17 protein-coding genes and 1 pseudogene are annotated in these 18,110 nt (G+C 56.6%); 14 read left to right on the top strand and 4 right to left on the bottom strand.

Annotated features, from left to right (window positions below; genetic code table 11):
- Positions 1–3: 3 nt before the first annotated feature.
- The gene (gene bcsR, locus ACT3RT_RS13455) at positions 4–222 is read right to left on the bottom strand and encodes a cellulose biosynthesis protein BcsR (RefSeq protein ID WP_496203120.1); all 219 of its coding nucleotides are present in this window, start codon (positions 220–222) and stop codon (positions 4–6) included.
- A 260-nt stretch (positions 223–482) separates the two neighbouring features.
- Here bcsR and bcsE point away from each other — a divergent pair, with 260 nt between their 5' ends.
- The 9 genes and pseudogenes from bcsE to ACT3RT_RS13410 all read left to right on the top strand — a co-directional run bounded on the left by bcsE (position 483) and on the right by ACT3RT_RS13410 (position 9,098).
- Entirely contained in the window at positions 483–2,087 is a 1,605-nt protein-coding gene (bcsE, locus tag ACT3RT_RS13450) for a cellulose biosynthesis protein BcsE (protein ID WP_496203119.1), read from the top strand.
- Positions 2,088–2,089: 2 nt separating this feature from the next.
- Positions 2,090–2,314, top strand: a complete 225-nt coding sequence (gene bcsF, locus ACT3RT_RS13445) for a cellulose biosynthesis protein BcsF (RefSeq protein WP_485900493.1) — start codon at positions 2,090–2,092, stop codon at positions 2,312–2,314.
- Positions 2,311–3,969 carry a cellulose biosynthesis protein BcsG gene (bcsG, locus tag ACT3RT_RS13440; RefSeq protein ID WP_496203118.1) on the top strand — a complete coding sequence of 553 codons (1,659 nt, stop codon included), beginning with the start codon at positions 2,311–2,313 and terminating at the stop codon, positions 3,967–3,969. Before bcsF ends, bcsG begins: the two co-directional genes overlap by 4 nt.
- A gap of 795 nt (positions 3,970–4,764) precedes the next feature.
- Complete coding sequence (locus tag ACT3RT_RS13435; RefSeq protein WP_353502045.1) at positions 4,765–5,514, top strand: ABC transporter ATP-binding protein; 750 nt, start codon at positions 4,765–4,767, stop codon at positions 5,512–5,514.
- 20 nt (positions 5,515–5,534) lie between these two features.
- Positions 5,535–6,509: an ABC transporter substrate-binding protein gene (locus ACT3RT_RS13430; RefSeq protein ID WP_496203226.1), complete on the top strand. Its 975-nt coding sequence runs from the start codon at positions 5,535–5,537 to the stop codon at positions 6,507–6,509.
- A gap of 72 nt (positions 6,510–6,581) precedes the next feature.
- On the top strand, positions 6,582–8,237 hold the full coding sequence (locus ACT3RT_RS13425) for an ABC transporter permease (protein ID WP_496203117.1): 1,656 nt from the start codon (positions 6,582–6,584) through the stop codon (positions 8,235–8,237).
- A 230-nt stretch (positions 8,238–8,467) separates the two neighbouring features.
- On the top strand, positions 8,468–8,623 hold the full coding sequence (locus tag ACT3RT_RS13420; protein WP_353502043.1) for a hypothetical protein: 156 nt from the start codon (positions 8,468–8,470) through the stop codon (positions 8,621–8,623).
- Between the two features lie 12 nt (positions 8,624–8,635).
- Positions 8,636–8,791 (top strand): annotated as a pseudogene (locus tag ACT3RT_RS13415) (type II toxin-antitoxin system RelE/ParE family toxin); the annotation flags it as partial.
- A 1-nt stretch (position 8,792) separates the two neighbouring features.
- Positions 8,793–9,098: a helix-turn-helix domain-containing protein gene (locus tag ACT3RT_RS13410; RefSeq protein ID WP_353502042.1), complete on the top strand. Its 306-nt coding sequence runs from the start codon at positions 8,793–8,795 to the stop codon at positions 9,096–9,098.
- Between the two features lie 426 nt (positions 9,099–9,524).
- On the opposite strand, the gene ACT3RT_RS13405 is transcribed toward ACT3RT_RS13410, so the two are convergent.
- A complete protein-coding gene (locus ACT3RT_RS13405; RefSeq protein ID WP_496203116.1) occupies positions 9,525–10,697 on the bottom strand; it encodes an ROK family transcriptional regulator in 1,173 nt (390 codons plus the stop codon).
- A 352-nt stretch (positions 10,698–11,049) separates the two neighbouring features.
- On the opposite strand from ACT3RT_RS13405, the gene ACT3RT_RS13400 reads away from it, so the two are divergent.
- From ACT3RT_RS13400 to ACT3RT_RS13380, 5 genes are all read left to right on the top strand, one after another.
- Positions 11,050–12,294 carry an extracellular solute-binding protein gene (locus tag ACT3RT_RS13400; protein ID WP_496203115.1) on the top strand — a complete coding sequence of 415 codons (1,245 nt, stop codon included), beginning with the start codon at positions 11,050–11,052 and terminating at the stop codon, positions 12,292–12,294.
- 74 nt (positions 12,295–12,368) lie between these two features.
- A complete protein-coding gene (locus tag ACT3RT_RS13395; RefSeq protein WP_353502039.1) occupies positions 12,369–13,271 on the top strand; it encodes a carbohydrate ABC transporter permease in 903 nt (300 codons plus the stop codon).
- Complete coding sequence (locus ACT3RT_RS13390) at positions 13,268–14,107, top strand: carbohydrate ABC transporter permease (protein WP_353502038.1); 840 nt, start codon at positions 13,268–13,270, stop codon at positions 14,105–14,107. The genes ACT3RT_RS13395 and ACT3RT_RS13390 overlap by 4 nt, the downstream gene beginning before the upstream one ends.
- A 29-nt stretch (positions 14,108–14,136) precedes the next feature.
- Positions 14,137–15,102, top strand: a complete 966-nt coding sequence (locus ACT3RT_RS13385; protein WP_496203225.1) for a carbohydrate kinase family protein — start codon at positions 14,137–14,139, stop codon at positions 15,100–15,102.
- A gap of 3 nt (positions 15,103–15,105) precedes the next feature.
- Positions 15,106–16,194 carry an ABC transporter ATP-binding protein gene (locus ACT3RT_RS13380; protein ID WP_353502036.1) on the top strand — a complete coding sequence of 363 codons (1,089 nt, stop codon included), beginning with the start codon at positions 15,106–15,108 and terminating at the stop codon, positions 16,192–16,194.
- A 56-nt stretch (positions 16,195–16,250) separates the two neighbouring features.
- On the opposite strand, the gene ACT3RT_RS13375 is transcribed toward ACT3RT_RS13380, so the two are convergent.
- Positions 16,251–17,156, bottom strand: a complete 906-nt coding sequence (locus ACT3RT_RS13375; RefSeq protein ID WP_496203114.1) for an SMP-30/gluconolactonase/LRE family protein — start codon at positions 17,154–17,156, stop codon at positions 16,251–16,253.
- 1 nt (position 17,157) lies between these two features.
- Positions 17,158–18,003 carry an SDR family NAD(P)-dependent oxidoreductase gene (locus tag ACT3RT_RS13370; protein ID WP_496203113.1) on the bottom strand — a complete coding sequence of 282 codons (846 nt, stop codon included), beginning with the start codon at positions 18,001–18,003 and terminating at the stop codon, positions 17,158–17,160.
- Positions 18,004–18,110 lie beyond the last annotated feature (107 nt).

Genomic DNA, 18,110 nt, shown 5'->3' with positions numbered 1-18,110 from the left:
AGATCACCCTTGGTTGTGAGTTAATTCGTGGTCGGGATGAAAATCCGCTTTCGGAGATAATTCAGCCAGCAGTGGCCAGCGTTTTAATACCTGCGGAATTTTTTCTTTACGGGCTATATCGATATAATGTAATTCAGGTAAGGAAAAAAGGTGACTTAACGCCAGTAAATCATCGTTTTCATTATCTTTTTCGCTATTGACTACTGGGCTATCAGGTCGCATCTCTTTTTCACTCCGCTTCCCTCACATTTCCTGAGATATAAAAACAACACCGCCGACTAAAAATAAGTTGTGGTATTAGGATGTTCTTTACTGGATATGGGATGGGGCAATGCCCGAAATATTTAGATTAAGAAATTTCGGTTATTATAATCATATTTCTAATTGTCTCCAAAGCATACTTTCAATTAAAATGATGTTACACCTTATGCCAGCAAGTCAGTCAGACTTATTCCGGCAAACTTATTTAGGCTATACAAATAATGGCTCTTTCCCTTTCTTTTGGCACCAAGCAATTCTGGAATGAATTGGCTGAAATGCAGTCCAGCGGGCTTTACTGGGTCAACGCAGATAGCCAAAATGCGGCTTACGAGCTGGCGGGTCAGGTGCTTGATGCACAAGAAATTAAAATAATAACGACGATTATTTATCCTCAAGAAAATCTCATTACGAGTAACAAGCAACGCCCTCTTTCCCCGGACCACGTGCTCATTTCGCGCCTTATTTCGTCCGCCCCCTCGGTCAAGCAATATGCGATGCCGACGGATAAAAAGGCGTTCAAATCTCTGTCGCGTGATCTCAATCGTGTGATTGGTGAACAAAATAAACTGGTGGTTTTATTGTTTCCCAACGGCGTTTGGCAGGGGTTCAGCGAGCAAGAGTTTGCCCATTGGCTGCATGAAATCAGCGCGTTGGCGAAATCTAAGAAGATTGCGCTACTTATTATTGCCCATGGCAAATCTGAGCAGAACCTTAAATTAAAACTCCATACTTATCATCGTGCTTTATATGGTCTTTGCCATTTGCGCAGTGATATTGAGCCAGCGCAGTGGGTTATTTCCTGGTGGCATAACCAAGTGACCGCGGAGGCCAATACCACTTACGCGCTACAAAAGCGCCCGCTTGGCTGGTCGGTAATGCCCAAAGCCGCCGCCGACGCTGGCCCGGCCGCGCTCAGTGACGATCAGTGGGCCTTTTTGGCCGAGCGCGGCGTGCTGGAAGGCGCGCCGCCTCTCTCCGGCAACTGGCAGCTGTTTGAAGACAACGCGGCACTGGCCGAAAGTGGTATGCGTGCTCGCTCGGCTACGCTGATTTTCGCCCTTAATAGCAATGAGCAGGTTGAAACCCTCGCCCGGCAAATCCACCTGCTGCGCACCCAGCGCGGCGGCGGATTGAAAATTGTAGTGCGCGAACTGGGCGCTGCTCTGCGCTACGCCGACCAGCGCCTATTGCAGGCCTGCGGTGCCAATTTGGTGGTGCCACAGGCGGCGCGTCTTTCCAGCTTCCTCACCCTGCTGGAGGATATTCAGCCTCTGAGCTTCACCCGTCAGGTGTCGGACGATATTGAGCAACTGCTGCAAGGCCGCCTGCCGACCCATCACAAAGGCTACCTGCCGCTGCCGGCCTTCTGCAAAGTGATGCAGTCCATCTGGAGCCACGCCGAGCAGCAGACCGACGCACCGGGCGTGCTGATTTCCCTGCGCCCGGTGACGGGCATCAATCCGGCGCAGTCTATGTCGCTGTGTCATTTGCGCCGCGACGGCGATATTTTGTCCCTGACAGAGCGTCATCTGCTGCTGTTTCTCTCCAACTGCCAGGCCGGCGATGTGGAGCAGGTGCTGCGTTCGCTGTTCAGCCTGCCGGTGGATGAAGTGTTCGCCAGCCGCACGGTTTGGCATCAAGCTGATGATATTCAGTCGGAAATTCGCCGTTTGGCCGCCAAACCTGCTCTGCCGGACCCTGTCGCCGAGCCGCAGCAGATGACCGTGCCGCCGCGTGACGCCGCCAACGCGCCTGAACCGACGCACCCGCAGCCAATCAATTTGCTTTTAAGCGCCACGCCTTATCGCGCTAAGGATCAGCAATAACCATGAATATCAGCGACATTATCGAAATATTCATTCTGGCGGCGATAATTTTTATCCCCTTTGGAATGTTCATCGGCCGCCGTTTGACACGGTGGAAACTGAGCTTCGAGGCGCGCTTTTTGTCCCCTCGCTACCTTAAACCGATCACCGCCAAAGAGGCCCGCCGCGCGGAGCAAGCCTTCGCCGCGGCTGATTCAGCGCCAGACTCATCGAATAGATCATCATGAATAACAACAAATTAAACACATCTCGCCTTCCCCTGTGGCAATCCTGGCGTGGTCTTGGGGCATGGAATTACTATTTTCTGCTGAAATTTATTCTGCTGTGGCAGGGTTATCTCAATTTCGACGCCATCGGCAACCTGATTTTTGCCGCCTGCCTGCTGTTCCCCCTGCCGTCTCTGCGCCTGCATCGCTGGCGACACTGGCTGGCCCTGCCGTTTGGTTTAGGGCTGTTTTATCACGACACCTGGCTACCGGGCTGGCGCACCATCGTCAGTCAGGGCGGCGACGTCAGCGGATTTAGCCTCGACTACCTGCTCGAGTTGACCGACCGCTTTATTAACTGGCAGTGGGTTGGCGTAGCCTTCGTGCTGCTGGTGGCTTATCTGTTTGTGGCGCAGTGGATCCGCATCACTACGCTAACCGTGGCGGTACTGGTCTGGCTGAATGTCAGCCTGTTGGTGCTACCGGGCTGGTCATCGCCCGAAGCGAAAGCCGTGGCGAACATTTCCACCCCAGTCAGCCAGCCGGTGGCTCAACCGCGCAGTGGCGAATCCCTGCCCAATACCGTCAGCGGGCCGCCAACTAATGAAAATCTGAATGCCTATTTAGAGCAGTTCTATCAGCGCGAGCGCACTCGTCAGACGCTATTCCCTGAAGCTCTGCCCGCCGACGCCCAGCCGTTTGATCTGTTAGTGATCAACATTTGTTCGCTGGCGTGGTCGGATCTGGATGCCGCCAATCTGGCGAATTCTCCGCTCTGGTCGCGCTTCGACATGGTGTTCAGCAATTTTAACTCCGCCACCTCCTACAGCGGCCCGGCCTCGATTCGCCTGCTGCGCGCCAGCTGTGGCCAGACGTCGCACCACGATTTGTATCAAACCTCAGGCCAGAAATGTTACCTGTTTGACGATCTCGCGCGCCTGGGTTTTGGCTCCCAGTTGGCGATGGATCACACCGGTGAGTTTGGCAACTATATTAAAGACTTACGCAAAGATGCTGGGTTGCAGGCACCACTGATGTCGCAAGCCGGGCTGGGCCATAATCTGACCTCTTTCGACGGTTCGCCAATCTACAACGACGGTCAGTTATTCACCCGCTGGCTGGAGAATCAGCAGAAAGCCGGCAGTAATCGCACCGCGACTTTCTTCAACCTCGTGCCGCTACACGACGGCAACCGTTACGTTGGCACCAATAAACCGGCGGATTACCGCACCCGCGCCGAGACGTTGTTCGCGCAGCTGGATACTTTTATGGATCAGCTGGAGAAATCCGGCCGTAAAGTGATGCTGGTGGTGGTACCCGAGCATGGCGCAGCCTTAGCAGGAGATAAGATGCAGATCTCCGGCCTGCGCGATATCCCAAGCCCGAGCATCACCCATATTCCCGTCGGCGTGAAGTTCTTCGGTATGCAGTCCCCGCACCCAGCCACGCCGCTGAAAATCGATCAACCCAGTAGCTATCTGGCCCTCTCCGAGCTGGTCTCCCGCGCCGTGGACGGCAAGCTGTTCACCTCTCCCACCGTCGACTGGCCAACCCTCAGCGGCAACCTGCCTGAAACCCCAAGGGTGTCAGAAAACGAGAACGCCGTGGTCATGGAGTATCAAGGGAAGTTCTACATCCGGTTGAATGGCGGGAGCTGGGTTCCCTATCCACAGTGAATAAGGGGCAGCCCTTTGAGCTGCTTTAAGGTCAAGGTCGTGGGCGTCGGCCCACACCGACCAAGGGAGGCGTAAACGCGCCTCCCTTGGAACCCTGCGTTTTTTCTTTTGTGAGATCGAGGCTGCGCAGGGTCGGAATGGACGTGTTCCAGCCGCCAAAATGATCGCCGCGAAGTGCCGCCGCTTAGGCGGTTCCCTCGCTGCGGGATTAGAACCCGCGAAAAAAGACTCGCGGTTTTCCACCTCTTGCTCGGCGTCACTTCTGAACGCGACCTACTGGCTTTTACACCGTGCCTTTTCAGGTTTTCTGTTTGTTATTGCCTTGCTCCTCCCTCTTGTCAGGGGGAGGAGCCGAATAGAACTTCACTGAAACGGCACGGTCGAAATGCCTCAAAACCGCAGTCAAAAATGGCGCTGAGCGAGAGGTTCGAGACCAAAGGCTCGAATCCCGTGGCGAAGGCACCGCCTAAGCGGCGACATTTTGCGGTGGATAACGGAAGTCCCTGAAACACGTCCGCCTCACGAGCGAAGCGCGCAGTAAAGAGCCTGGGAGTCTTGAGGGGCGCGGCGATAGGCGCCCCTTGAGGCCTGTGTGGCGGCAGCGCACGACCTTGACCTTAAAACGGTGTGGGCCGACGCCCACGACCTTGAAGTTGAATTTGAATATAAAAGCGCGTTTGGGCCGCTGCCCAAGGCTAAAAAGCGACGCCGACTGTTTCCCCCAACAGTCATAAATCCGTCATCAATCCCCTTTAAGCTCCAGCGATACATTAAATCCCAAAGAGGATAGTTCCCATGACCACTCCAGACCTTGCGGCTCTGGGATCGCGCCCCTGCGCGTCTTCCTTGCCCGCAATCGCTGTTCATCAGGTTTGTTACCAATTTGGGGCAAATCGGGTACTCAATCACGTCAATCTCGAGGTGCCGAAAGGTACCATCATCGCCCTGCTCGGCCCTTCGGGCTGTGGGAAAAGTACGCTGCTGAAACTGTTAGCCGGACTGCTGCATCCGTCATCGGGTGAGATCCACTTTGGTGCCACTCGCGTGGCTGCCGGTCGCTTTAGCTTGCCGCCGGAAAAACGCTCGTTGGGCATGGCGTTTCAGGATTACGCGCTTTGGCCGCACATGAGCGTGATGCAGAACGTCGCGTTTCCCTTGCAGATGCGCGGCGTGCGCGGAGCGGAGCAAAAGCAGCGGGTGATGGCAACCCTCGAGCGCGTGGGGTTAGCGGATTTCGCCGCACGCCGCCCTGCTGAGCTTTCTGGCGGGCAGCAGCAGCGCGTGGCGCTGGCGCGGGCGATTGTCGCCGAGCCGCAAATCCTGCTGTTCGACGAACCTCTCTCCAACCTCGACCGTCACCTGCGCGAAACCCTGTGTGAAGAAATGGCGGTGCTCCTGCGTCAGCTGGGCACTACGGCGGTTTACGTCACCCATGACCCGCAAGAAGCCCAAGCTTTGGCGCACTGCGTGGCTCGCATGGAGCACGGCCAGATCGCGCGACTTGACCATATTGAACCTTCCCGCGTTGTTCCTTTTGCTCTTTAACCTCTGATGGATAACTGATGATGAAACGCACTCCTTTTATATCGAAAACAGGTTTGATCACTGCAATGACTCTTTCTCTCGCAATGGCGGGCAGCGCAAATGCCCTGACGCTCTACACCGCCGGGCCAGGCTCTCTGGCTAAAAAATTGGCCGCAGGTTATGAAAAGCAGACTGGCGTCAAAGTCGACGTATTTCAGGCCACCACCGGCAAAGTGATGGCACGCCTTGACGCCGAACAAGCCAATCCGCGCGCGGACATTCTGATTTCCGCCTCGTGGGATACCGCCGAAGACCTGCAAAAACGCGACTGGCTGCTGCCTTACCAAAGCCCTAACGCGGCGCAGGTTCCGGCGCAGTTCAAAACGCCTTATTACGTGGCTCAGGGCATTTCGGCGTTGGGGATTGTCTGGAATACCAAAAGCGGCACGCCGGAGCCAAAAGAGTGGACTGATCTCGCCAAGCCTGAATTTAAAGATAAAGTCACCACGCCTGACCCGGCGCTGTCCGGGGCTTCGCTGGATTTGCTGATCGGGTTACAAAATGCCCAGCACGAGCAGGCGTGGAAGCTCTTTGACCAGCTCAAAGCCAACGGCATGGTGATTGCCGGACCTAACGCACAGGCCCTGACGCCGGTGCTGCAAGGTGCGAAAGCCGCGGTGTTCGGCGCGGTAGATTATGTTTCTTACAGCAGCGTGCAGGACGGTGAGGCGATTAAAGTGATTTTCCCGTCTACCGGCACGGTGATCGCGCCGCGCCCGATGATGATCCTTAAGTCGAGCAAAGAGCAAAAAGAGGCCAAAGCCTTTATCGATTACGCCCTTTCGGAAGAAGGCCAGAAGCTGGTTGCCGAAGCCTGGCTGATGCCAGCGCGCACCGATATCGACGCCAAGCGCCCGCTGTTTAAATCTTTGAAACTGCTTCCAGAAGAGGCTCAAGCCTCGGCATCGCGCAAAGAGGTTCTTGACCGATTTGCCGCTCTGTTTGGTCAACGCTGAGTCATCCATGTTCAGGGCCGCAAGCCGGCCCTGACGTTATCTTCCCTGTTTACACCAACAGACACTCTTCTGATGAATAAGACGCTCTTGTTACCCGCGCTCACAGGCGCTGCGCTGCTGCTTCTGGTGGGACTGCCGGTTAGTTTTGTCGTATTACAGGCTATCTTTCCACATCTCGACGGCGGCGCTTTTAGATACGCATTTGCCCCTTTTGGCCGACTTTTTAGTGATGCCCAGCTGCGGGAAATGGTCATTAGCACGCTGAAAGTCGGGCTTGGCGTGGCGCTGTGCAGCGCCATTATTGGCATTCCTCTCGGCGCGCTGCGCGGGTTATTCGCCTTGCCCGGCGCGGCGCTGTGGGACTTAGTGTTTCTGATCCCCTTCATGGTGCCGCCCTACATCGCCGCCCTATCGTGGATGCTGGCGTTGCAAACCAATGGCTATCTGGAACAGCTTCTGGCCGTGCGTCTCAATGCGTTTTTGTTCTCAGTGCCGGGAATGATTGCGGTGATGACCCTCAACATCTTCCCAGTGGTCTACTTCGCAGTGTCGCGCAGCATGGCCGCCAGTGGCAGCAGACTGGCCGACGTCGCGCGCATTCACGGCGCGGGGCCGTGGCGGGCATTTTTCCGCGTCACCCTGCCTTTAGCTCTACCCGCCATGGCCTCCAGCCTGCTGCTGGCCTTCACCCTGACGATTGAAGAGTATGGCGTGCCCGGCGCGTTGGGTGCGCGCAGCGGCGTGAACCTGCTGACTACCGGCATTGAGCAGAAGCTGGCCGACTGGCCAGTGGACATGCCCGGTGCCGCCGTGCTGTCTTTGGTGCTGGTGTCTCTGGCGCTTTGCGCCTACTGCGTGCAGCGCGCGGTGCTGGCCGGGCGCAATGTGGAAACCCTGACCGGCAAACCGGCGGACGTGGTGGCGAAACCTCTGGGCGCGGCGAAATGGCCGGTGTTAGCCCTGTTCTCGCTGGTTGGCTTGGTCACGGTGGTAATGCCGCTGTGCTCTATGGCACTGACGGCATTCTCAAACACGCTGTCCGGCGGCATTTCGTGGCAAAACCTCTCACTTCGCCACTATGCGGCGCTGTTTGAAATTGACGGCGATGCGCTGGGCGCGCTCAGCACTAGCCTCGGCTTGGCCTTGGGCACGGCGCTGATCACCGGGGCCGTCGGCCTGTTGGCGTCGTGGCTGGTTGTGGTGCGCAAGACTCGCGGCTCGGCGGCAATTGACGGGTTATCTCTGCTCCCCGCCGCGCTGCCGGGCATTGTGGTGGGCGTCGGGCTAATACTGGCGTGGAACCGGACCTTCTGGCCGGTCACGCCTTACAACAGCTGGGCGATTTTGCTGCTGGCCTACTGCTGTCTGCTGCTGCCTTATCCGGTGCGCTACGCCAGCGCCGCCCTGAAGCAGATTGGTGGCAATCTCGACGCCGCGGCCCGGGTGCACGGCGCCAGCGCGGGTCAGGCGCTGTGGCGGATCCTACTACCGCTGGTTCGCCCAAGCCTGCTGGCCGCCATGATGATGGTGTTCGCGGTGGCGTCGCGCGAGCTGGTCACTTCGCTGCTGCTGGCTCCCGCAGGTGTACAAACCGTGTCGGTGTTTGTCTGGCGGCAGTTTGAGCAAGGTTCGGTTGGCGACGGCATGGCGATGGCGTCGATTGCCGTGCTGATAGGCGTCACGCTGATGCTGATCGCGGTGAAATTGCAGAATCGCAAGTTGGCGTGACCTGTAATAGCTATATCCCCGCCATTTTTGCGAGTTGTCTCGGCACCTTCACTTTAAGCACTCGCGCCAAAATCCTGACACTTTAGAATGCTCAAAAGGAGTGTTTTGCAGCCATACATGCTGTTTACACTCCTAATGCGACATTCATTCCAATAAAGGAAAGTAATCATAAATGGTGACTTTACTTATTGGTTAAAAACATCATAATTGATTACTCCAAGGATGGCGGAATGTATCAAGTCGCTTTAACCCGCAGTGCTCAAAAAGAGTTGGAGCAGTTACCCCCTTCAATGGTTGCCGCAATGCTTTTTGGTTTTACGCAACTGACAGAGTTTGGGCCTTTCTTGCAGGAGCCGCAGGTGAGGTATGTAGGAGAAGGCATTTGAGAGCTTCGGGTCACCAGCCTTGATGGGCAAGGTCGCGCTTTCTATTTTTTCATGGAAAGACGTCAGATTAACGTGGTGCATGTGCTGCACAAGAAAACACAAAAGACACCACGGCAATCATTGAAATTAGCCGTTCAGCGAATGAAGGCGATAAAACGGAGGTCATAGCATGGCGATTAAAAACGAGAACGATCTGTTGCCACTTCAGCAGGTCATGGATGAAGCACTAAAAAATCCGCAGGTTCGCGCGGCCTTCGACGCCATTGAAATTCGCCAAGCGATGCTGGCACAGCTCAAACAGGCCCGGCAGGCGCTCAACCTCACCCAAGAAGACATTGCGGAAAAAACCGGGATGAAAAAGCAAAACATCAGCCGCATGGAAAACGGCGTGGTCTCCCCCAACTTAGAAACCGTGGCCCGCTACGCCCAAGCCGTCGGCGGCATGTTTGTCTTTCAGCCTTTCAGTGAAAAGTGAGTTTTTGTCATTAACCCACTGATGCAGAACAGCACTCCCCTTAAAAGGCACGGTTGAAATGCCAGTAGGCCGCATTCAGAAGTGACGCCGAGCAAGAGGTGGAAAACCGCGAGTCTTTTTTCACGGGTTGGAATCCCGCCGCGAGGGAACCGCCTAAGCGGCGGCACTTCGCGGCGATCATTTTTGGCCGCTGGAACACGTCCATTCCGACCCTGCGAAGCCTCGATCTTTCAGCAGCAAAAAAACGCAGGATTCCAAAGGGTTTCGTTTAAAACCCTTTGGGCCAGTTTGCGTGGCAGCGCAAGGTTTTGACCTTAAGGCCGGTGTGGCGGCAGCGCACGACCTTGACCTTAAAGGCCAGTTTGCGTGGTAACGCAAGGTTTTGACCTTAAGATGAAATTGAAAAGAAAGCGCCCAGAAGTCGCTCTACTTCAACAACACCTCATATTGCGGATTAAACTCATCAAAAATCGGCAGTGCGGCAGCACCCAGCGCGGCGGTATCGGTGCCGGACATGCCCATTCTGACGCGCATGCCGCGCGGATAGCGGCTTCTTACTGAGCTATAGAGCGGCGTCAGGCGTTTCATCAGCTTTTCGAGCAGGGGTTGCGGCATCATGCCGCCGATGATCACGCATTCGGCGTCGAACACGCACTCCATAATATTGATAGCCTGGCAGGCGGGTTCGACGGTGGTATCTAGCCAACGCTCGAAGGCGTCGTCACCCACTTCTAACAGATCTTCCGGCTTAGCGGACATCGGATCCAACCCACAGGCTTCATAGGCGGCCTGCAGTGACAGATAGCGCTCGAGGCAACCCTTGTTGCCGCAATAGCATTCTCGTCCACCGGGTTGCACCACTATGTGACCGACCTCGCCCGCATTGTGTGCATGGCCGGTGTAAATTCGCCCGTCCATAAAGATGCCAGCACCCAGCCCGGTGCCGATATAGAGGTAAATGAAGGAGGTGAGTTGCTTAGCGACGCCGTGAAAACGCTCGCCGATGGCCGCTACGGTGGCATCGTTTTCCAGCGTGACTGGCCAGCCGGTACTGCTGCGCAGTCGCTCTTCGACGTCGACGTTATCCCAGCCGTGCAAGGTGGTTGGGCCTTCGGAAGAGATGCCTTCGACGCCAAAAGGCCCCGGCATCACGATGCCAATTCCCAGCATTTTTCTCCAGTCGATTTTCACCTGTTGGCGCATTTCTTGCAGTATCTGCTCTATCAGGGCCAGCGTCGGTTCCGGCTGCGGTTTTTGCACCGCCAGCCAGTGGCGAAAACGCACGGTGCCGGTGAGATCAACCAGCACGATGAGCAATGACTGGTGATCAAGATGGATGCCGATGGAGTAGGCGCTGTCTGGATTGAGCGTCAACGGCGTGGCCGGTTGCCCTCTTCCTCCCGCTTTACGCGGCAGATGGGATGAGAGCACGCCAGCTTGCTCAAGCTCGGTGGCAATGTTGGAGACGGTTTGCGGCGTTAAGGCCGTCATACGGGCAATTTCGGCGCGAGTGAGTTCACCATTAAGGCGAATCGCCTCGATAACTACGCGGCGATTGTGAGCACGAGCATGCTCAAGGTTAGTACCAGAAGTTGTCATAACTGCCTATGCACCAAGGGAAAGCTTGAAACCAGTATGCTGATAGATAATTGAGCAATCAAATTGATTTTATTAATCACCCTGCTCTGATCTAAGTGTTGAGAATGACGCCGCTATCACAGCTTTCAGTGTTATGAGCATGTTAAGTTTTTATTATAATTTTGCGTGATGATAATACAAATTCGTCATTATCTTCATCGTCATCTTTAAAACCACGTGTAGCAGCGATGGAAATTCGGCATGGATGCTGCCCCAAAAGGGGCAAGGGGCGGAACTTTTTTTTCGCCCATTAAAGCAATCAAATTGATTTAATTATCCACCCACCCATTACCGAGTTATTGGAGATGAAGATATGCGATTAACCCCTGCCGCCACCCTTTGCGCCCTATCCGCTTTAGCGTTCAGTTATTCCGCAAATGCGCTGGCTGAAACCCAGCTCAGCGCCCTGTTTATGACTCAGGCGGCCTATAGCGAAGCTGACATTCGCGCCATGACCGCCGACTTCACCAAGCAGCATCCTGATATCAAGGTCAATCTCGAATTCGTCCCTTACGAAGCCCTGCATGACAAAATCGTCGCCGCGCGCGGTGCCGGGGCCAATGGCTATGACGTGGTGCTGTTCGACGCCATCTGGCCTGCCGAATTCAACAAATACGGCCTGCTGCAAGATGTGACCTCACGCATCAGCGCTGACGAAAGCAGCAAAATCTTCGACGGCGCTATCTCCACCGTGACCTACAAAGACAAACGCTGGGGCATGCCGTGGATCCTCGACACTAAATATCTCTATTACAACAAAGCCATGCTGGCGAAGGCCGGGATCACTACCCCGCCAACCACCTGGGCCGAAGTGGAGAAGCAGTCTGAAATTCTGAAAGAGAAAGGCATCGTCAAGTTCCCACTGGTGTGGAGCTGGTCGCAGTCAGAAGCCTTGCTGTGTGACTACACCACGCTGGTCTCGGCGTTTAAAGGTGACTTCTATAAAGACGGCAAGCTGAATTTCAACAATTCGGGCGCGCTGAAAGCCGTCGACTTCATGAAAGAGACGCTGGATAAAGGTCTGACAAACCCGAACTCCCGCGAGTATCTGGAAGAAGACGTGCGTAAGTCCTTCTCCAACGGTGACGCGGCCTTCGCGCTGAACTGGACCTATATGTACAACATGGCGAATGACCCGAAACAGAGCAAAGTGGCGGGCCAGGTTGGGGTTATTCCGGCGCCGGGTACGGTGGCGGGTCAGGCGTCTGGCGTCAACGGATCCATGGGTTTAGGCATCGCCAAGGCCAGTACGCATCCGGATCAGGCATGGCAGTACATCACCTATATGACCTCCCAGCCGGTACAGGACAAATACGCCAAGCTGAGCCTGCCAATCTGGAAATCGGCTTATGATGACCCGGCCGTGCAGAAAGATCAGGAAGCGCTGATCGCCGCCGCGAAGACCTCACTCAACGTGATGCTTTCTCGCCCGGTCACCCCTGATTACTCTCGCCTGTCCAACATCTTGCAGCAGAACCTGCAAGGCGTGCTGCAAGGCAAAGTGAGCGCCAAAGATGGCATGACCACGGCGACCGAAGCCGCAGACCGTCTGCGTTAAGTTCCACTTTATTAGCGAAACCAATGCCCCACATAGCGATATGCGGGGCAAATCAACACCACGGAACTTAGAACATGCTTACTTTACCGCAACGAGAACGACGTCAGGCTTGGCTGCTGCTGGCGCCGATGCTGCTGATGATGTTTCTGCTCACCGCATGGCCGCTGGCCCGCACGCTTTGGCTGAGTTTTACCGATGCCGGGCTGATTGGCGACGGCACCGCGCCTAACTGGGTGGGCAGCGACAACTTTATTTATGCCCTGACCGACCCGGATTTCCGCGCCGCGCTGTGGCGCACCCTCTATTTCACGCTGGTGTCGGTGCTGTTCGAAGGCATTATTGGCGTGCTGGTTGCCCTGCTGCTCAATCAACAGTTCTGGGGGCGCAGCGCCCTGCGGGTGCTGGTTATCCTGCCTTGGGCGCTGCCGACCATCGTTAACGCCACCATGTGGCGACTCAACTTCAACCCGGATTACGGCAGCATCAACGCCCTGCTGACCCAACTCGGCGTGCTGGATAGCTACCGTAGCTGGCTGGGCGATACCAGCTCAGCCCTGAACGCGGTGATGTTCGCCGATATTTGGAAGAACTACCCGCTGATCACCTTGCTGACGCTGGCGGCGCTGCAAACCATTCCCGAAGACCTGTTCGAAGCGGCGCGGTTGGACGGTGCTTCGCCATGGCGACGCTTTTGCAAAATCACCTTCCCGGCGATTGCGGCTCCGCTGGCGGTGGCGCTGGTTCTGCGCACCATCGACGCCTTTAAAGTGTTCGATATCATCTACGTGATGACCCGTGGCGGCCCGCTCGATAGCACCAAAACGGTGAGTTTCTTCGTCTATCAAGAGTCGTTTAGCTACCTGAGAGCCGGCAGCGGCGCGGCTTACGCCATTCTGATGACCCTGATTTGCGGGATTTTAATCTTGATTTACATGCTGATGTTATTACGCCAGCGCCGTTCAGGGAGCGTGGAATGAAATCGAAAATTCGTCTGGTTCTGCGTTACACCTTCGCCCTGCTGCTGGCCGTGTCGATTCTGGCTCCGCTGCTGTGGATGTTCTTGATGAGCGTCAGTTCGGCGGAAGATCTCACCCGCATTCCGCTGGAATGGCTGCCGCGCCACTGGGATTTTAGCCGCTACGTCAGCCTGCTGACCCTGCAAGCCGGGCAGCCGGGGGCGCTGTTCCTGCACGCGCTCGGCAACAGCCTGCTGGTTGCCTGCGGCGCGACCATTATTTCGCTGCTGCTGGCGATCCCGGCGGCGTACAGCTTCTCGCGCTATCCGGGGCGCAACGGCTGGCTGTTCGGCAGTCTGGCGATTTACATGGTGCCGCCGGTGGCTTTCGTGTTGCCGCTGTACTTCATTTTGCAAAAGCTCACCCTGCTCAACACCCATTTGGGGCTGGTGCTGGTTTATTGCTCGATGATTTTGCCCTTCCTGACGTGGATGCTGAAAAACCAGTTTGACGCCCTGCCGGTGGATATCGAACAGGCCTCGCGCCTCGACGGTTTACGCTATTGGCAAGTACTGCTGCGCATCACGTTGCCTCTGGCCAAGCCCGCGCTGGGCGCGTCGGCGATGTTTGGCTGGCTGCTGGCGTGGGATGAGTTCTTCTACGCGCTGCTGTTTACCAACAACATTGATGCCCAAACGCTCCCCGTGACTATTGCCGGTTTCACCGCCGGGCGCGCCACCGACGATGGCCTGATCGCCGCCGTCGGTATTCTGGCGGCTATTCCGCCTCTGTTTATTGCTCTGTGGCTGCAAAAAACGCTGGTTAGCGGCTTAACCAGCGGCGGCAGCAAGGGATGAATGTCAGCATGATGGGAAACCTCGACAACATGAATAAGCCAGAAACCCAGTCCACCCTGTACGTGGTGGGTAATCTGAACGTTGATTTGATCATGAGCACCCTGCACCAGTGGCCGCAAAAAGGCACTGAAACCATGCTGGAAACCAGCTCGATTCGCCCCGGCGGCTCGGCGGGAAACTGTGCATTAGCGCTGGCGGCGCTGGGGACCCCGCACCGTCTGGTGGCTAATCAGGGCAATGACCAGTTCACCGACTGGCTGGCCAGCCTGTTCCCGCAAAGCGCGCCGCACTGGCCGACCGTGGACTGTGAAACTTCGCTGACTTTTGGCGTAACCCACCCCGACCACGAACGCACTTTCTTTAGCAATCAGGGGCACATCGTCCGGCTGAATCTCGACGACGTGCTGCTGCAACTGCCTTCCCAGGCCCAACCCGGCGACTGGGTGTTGCTGTGCGGCACCTTCCTCTGCACCCGGCTGTTCGAGCAGTATCCGCAACTGCTGTCGGCCCTCAAGCAGCGCGGTTATCAGGTGGTAGTGGATAGCGGCTGGCCGCCGCAGGACTGGAGCGACACCCTGCGCCAGCAAATTACTCCGTGGCTGGGCTATTGCGACGCGCTGCTGCTCAACGAAGTAGAAACGCTGGGCATGTCGGCCCGCGATACCTTGGATGACGCCGCAGCCTACCTGCTGTCGCAGATGGCAAAGAATGCCTTTGTGGTCGCCAAGTGTGGCCCTGACGGCGCGCGGTTATGGTCGGCCCATGGGCAGCTGCATCAGGCGGCGGATCCGGTGCAGGTGGTTGACACCATCGGCGCGGGCGACAGCTTCAACGCCGGATTCTTGTCGGCGCTGGTGTATGGCCAAGAGCCGCAGCAGGCGCTGCAATGGGGCGTGCGCGTGGCGGGAAGCGCCATCAGCAGTAACCCGCGTCAGTATCCAGATTGGCAGGTTTTACTTTCAGTTTCGGCAGAAAAAAATTCGGTGGAGAAATAATCGATGGCATTGGTTGAATTAGTAAAAGTTGCCAAAAACTATGGCAAGCAGCAGGTGTTAAAGCCGCTGGACCTGACCATCAAAGATGGCAGTTTCACTGTACTGGTCGGGCCGTCCGGCTGTGGTAAATCCACCCTTTTGCGCCTGTTGGCAGGACTTGAGTCGCTGTCCGACGGCGATATTTTGCTGGATAAGGTGAAGATCAACAATTTCGATCCCGCCGACCGCGATATCGCCATGGTGTTTCAGTCTTACGCGCTCTATCCGCATTTAACCGTCGCGGAGAATATGGCGTTTCACATGCAGGTGAAAAAGGTGCCGAAGGCCGAGCAGCAGGCCAAAGTGGCGCAGGCCGCCAAGGTACTGGGGATTGATCATCTGTTGCAGCGTCTGCCGAAAGATCTCTCCGGCGGCCAGCGCCAGCGCGTCGCCATGGGCCGCGCGCTGGTGCGCAATCCGAAGGTATTTCTGTTCGACGAGCCGTTATCCAACCTCGACGCCCAGCTGCGAATGGAGCTGCGCGCCGAAATCAAATCCGTACATCAGCAGTTCCGCACCACCACGGTGTATGTAACTCACGATCAGGTGGAAGCCATGACGCTGGCTGACAATATCGTGGTGATGAAAGATGGCTATATTGTGCAGCAAGGCTCGCCGCTGTCGATTTACGATCAGCCCGCCAACACCTTTGTGGCGCGGTTTATCGGTTCTCCGCCGATGAATCTTCTGGCCGGTTCTTTTATGAATATGAGTGGCACGCCGGGCGTGGCCTGCGGCCAGCTGTGGTTCCCTCTTCCCGAGAAGTGGTGGGCCCAGGCTCGTCATTCCGAAGGCCAGCCGGTGACGGTAGGCCTGCGGCCGCATGATGTGAAAATTGTCGAAAGCAGCCTGCAAACCCCGGCCGAGCTGCGCCTGTTAGAAGTCACCGGCGAAAGCAGCCTGCTGCACGTCACCTGGAGCGGCTTCCCGATGCACGTCCAGTGCGCGGGCCGCGCAACCGCCACCGCCGGTAAGCCAGTTTGGTTAGAAGCGAATAGCGGGAACATTCATCTGTTTGATGCCAAGTCCGGGATACGGCTGGAAAGTGAATGATTTAAGGTTCTAGCGGCTTCTCCTCTCAGAGGAGAAGGTTGGGATGAGCTAAGGGATTAAGGTGCGGCCTTGAGCCAAAGGCCGTCGTCGAAGCAATGTGGCGTAAGCCCAGGGCTGTCCACTTTGAGCTGAAAAATATCGCCAGCCAGCGGGTAACGCCGCAGCTCCTCTTGGCTCATGCCAAATCGGGCGCTGGTGATATACAGCGTCATTAAATCTTCGCCGCCGAAACAGCAGCTGGTCGGGCGTGGAACCGGCAGCTCGACTTTGCGCAGCAGTTGGCCGCTGGCGCTGTAATAAAGCAGGCAGCCGCCGTTGAACTGGCAAACCCACAGATTGCCGTCTACGTCGAGGGCGATACCATCGGGTCTGCCAAGTTCAGCGGGCGTGTGGGCAAATACGCGCGGTTGTAGCGGCTGGCCTTTGGATAGCGGCCACGGGGCCTGATAAATCGCCTGCGCGACGGAATCGACAAAGTAGATTGTGCCGCCATCGGCCGACCAGGCAATACCGTTGGGAAGCCACACTCCAGTGAGCAAATCGCACTTTTCCCCTTCAGCCCCGTAGCAGTGCAAACTGCCAGAACGGGCGGAGTGCTGTTCATCCATCAGTCCGGTAATAAATTGCCCTTCTGGGCTACAGGCCCCGTCATTATAGCGATAAGACGGGTTGACGCTGGCCTCGGCGCTGCGTACCACCACCCGTCTGGTGGGAAGATCGAGCATGGCGACTTGGGCATCTTCGGTAAAAATCAGATTTCCGGCCCTTGTCAGCGCCAGTGCCCCCACTCGCCGGGCTGAGCGATAAATCTCTTGCGGCGCATCGCCCGGCTGAATGGCGAAAATCGAACCGGCGGTAATGTCGATATAAAACAGCGTTTGCCGCGCGGCATCCCATACCGGGCTTTCCCCCAGAGTGGCCTGAACCCCGGCAAAATGGCGAGCTGACTGGGTAACGTCCATTTTACTGCTCCCTTATCTGCGGCCAACGTTCGGCAAAGTCTTCGGCGTTATTCACGGCGATGCGCGCCAAATCCCGCGGGTAATCCACCCCTTTATTCTCGAGAAAACGCGTGGCGGTGAACTGGCCGTTGCTGGCGCGCAGGATATATCCGCTGTCGCGACACTCAGCCGACGCCAGATAGAGCACGCCCGGCACCACGGACTCGGGGGTGAGATCTGTCGGCGCGCCCTGCACGCCCCACATGCGCGTTTTTGCTACCGGAGACACCGCGTTAATGAGGATGCCCTGCGGTTTTCCCTCCAACGCCAGCGCGTTCATGATGCCAATCTGTGCCATTTTGCCTGCCGCATAGCCCGCCAGCCCGACCTGCGCATAGTCGGCGAACATCGCCCTGTCCGAGGTGGTGAGCACCACGCGAGGACAGGCGGATTTTTTCAGGTGTGGCCAGCCGTATTTGCATAACCACAGCGGCGCATAAACATTGATGCCCAGTGCTCGCTGTAGGAATGCGCCGTCCGTCTGCTCAATGGGCTGATAGTCCACCCATCCGGCGTTATGGATAAGGATATCGATGCCGCCAAACTCACTGACCGCCCTCTCAATCAGCGATTTACAAGCCGCCTCCTGCGCATAGTCCCCCTGATGCGCCCGCGCCTGATAGCCCCGCCGCTGAAGAGCCTGCGCCGCCTGTTGTACCACACTTTCGTCGCTGCCCTGGCCCGAATTGTCGGCCCCCGCGTCCCCTAACACCACCCGCGCCCCGCGTTCTGCCAGTGCCGTGGCGTAAGCCAGCCCTAATCCGCGCGCCCCGCCGGTGATCACGGCCACTCTGTTGGTGAAATCCATCCTGATACTCCCTGAGTTAAGTGTTGAAACCCAAGCCTAGCGAGTTGGTGAACAAAAGTTGAATACCGATGGCCCGCGACATTGATACAAAATTAATATCAAGTGAT

This window comes from Ewingella sp. AOP9-I1-14 (genome assembly GCF_052375995.1).
Lineage (GTDB): Bacteria > Pseudomonadota > Gammaproteobacteria > Enterobacterales > Enterobacteriaceae > Ewingella > Ewingella allii.
This window is presented reverse-complemented; position numbering and strand designations above follow the sequence as displayed.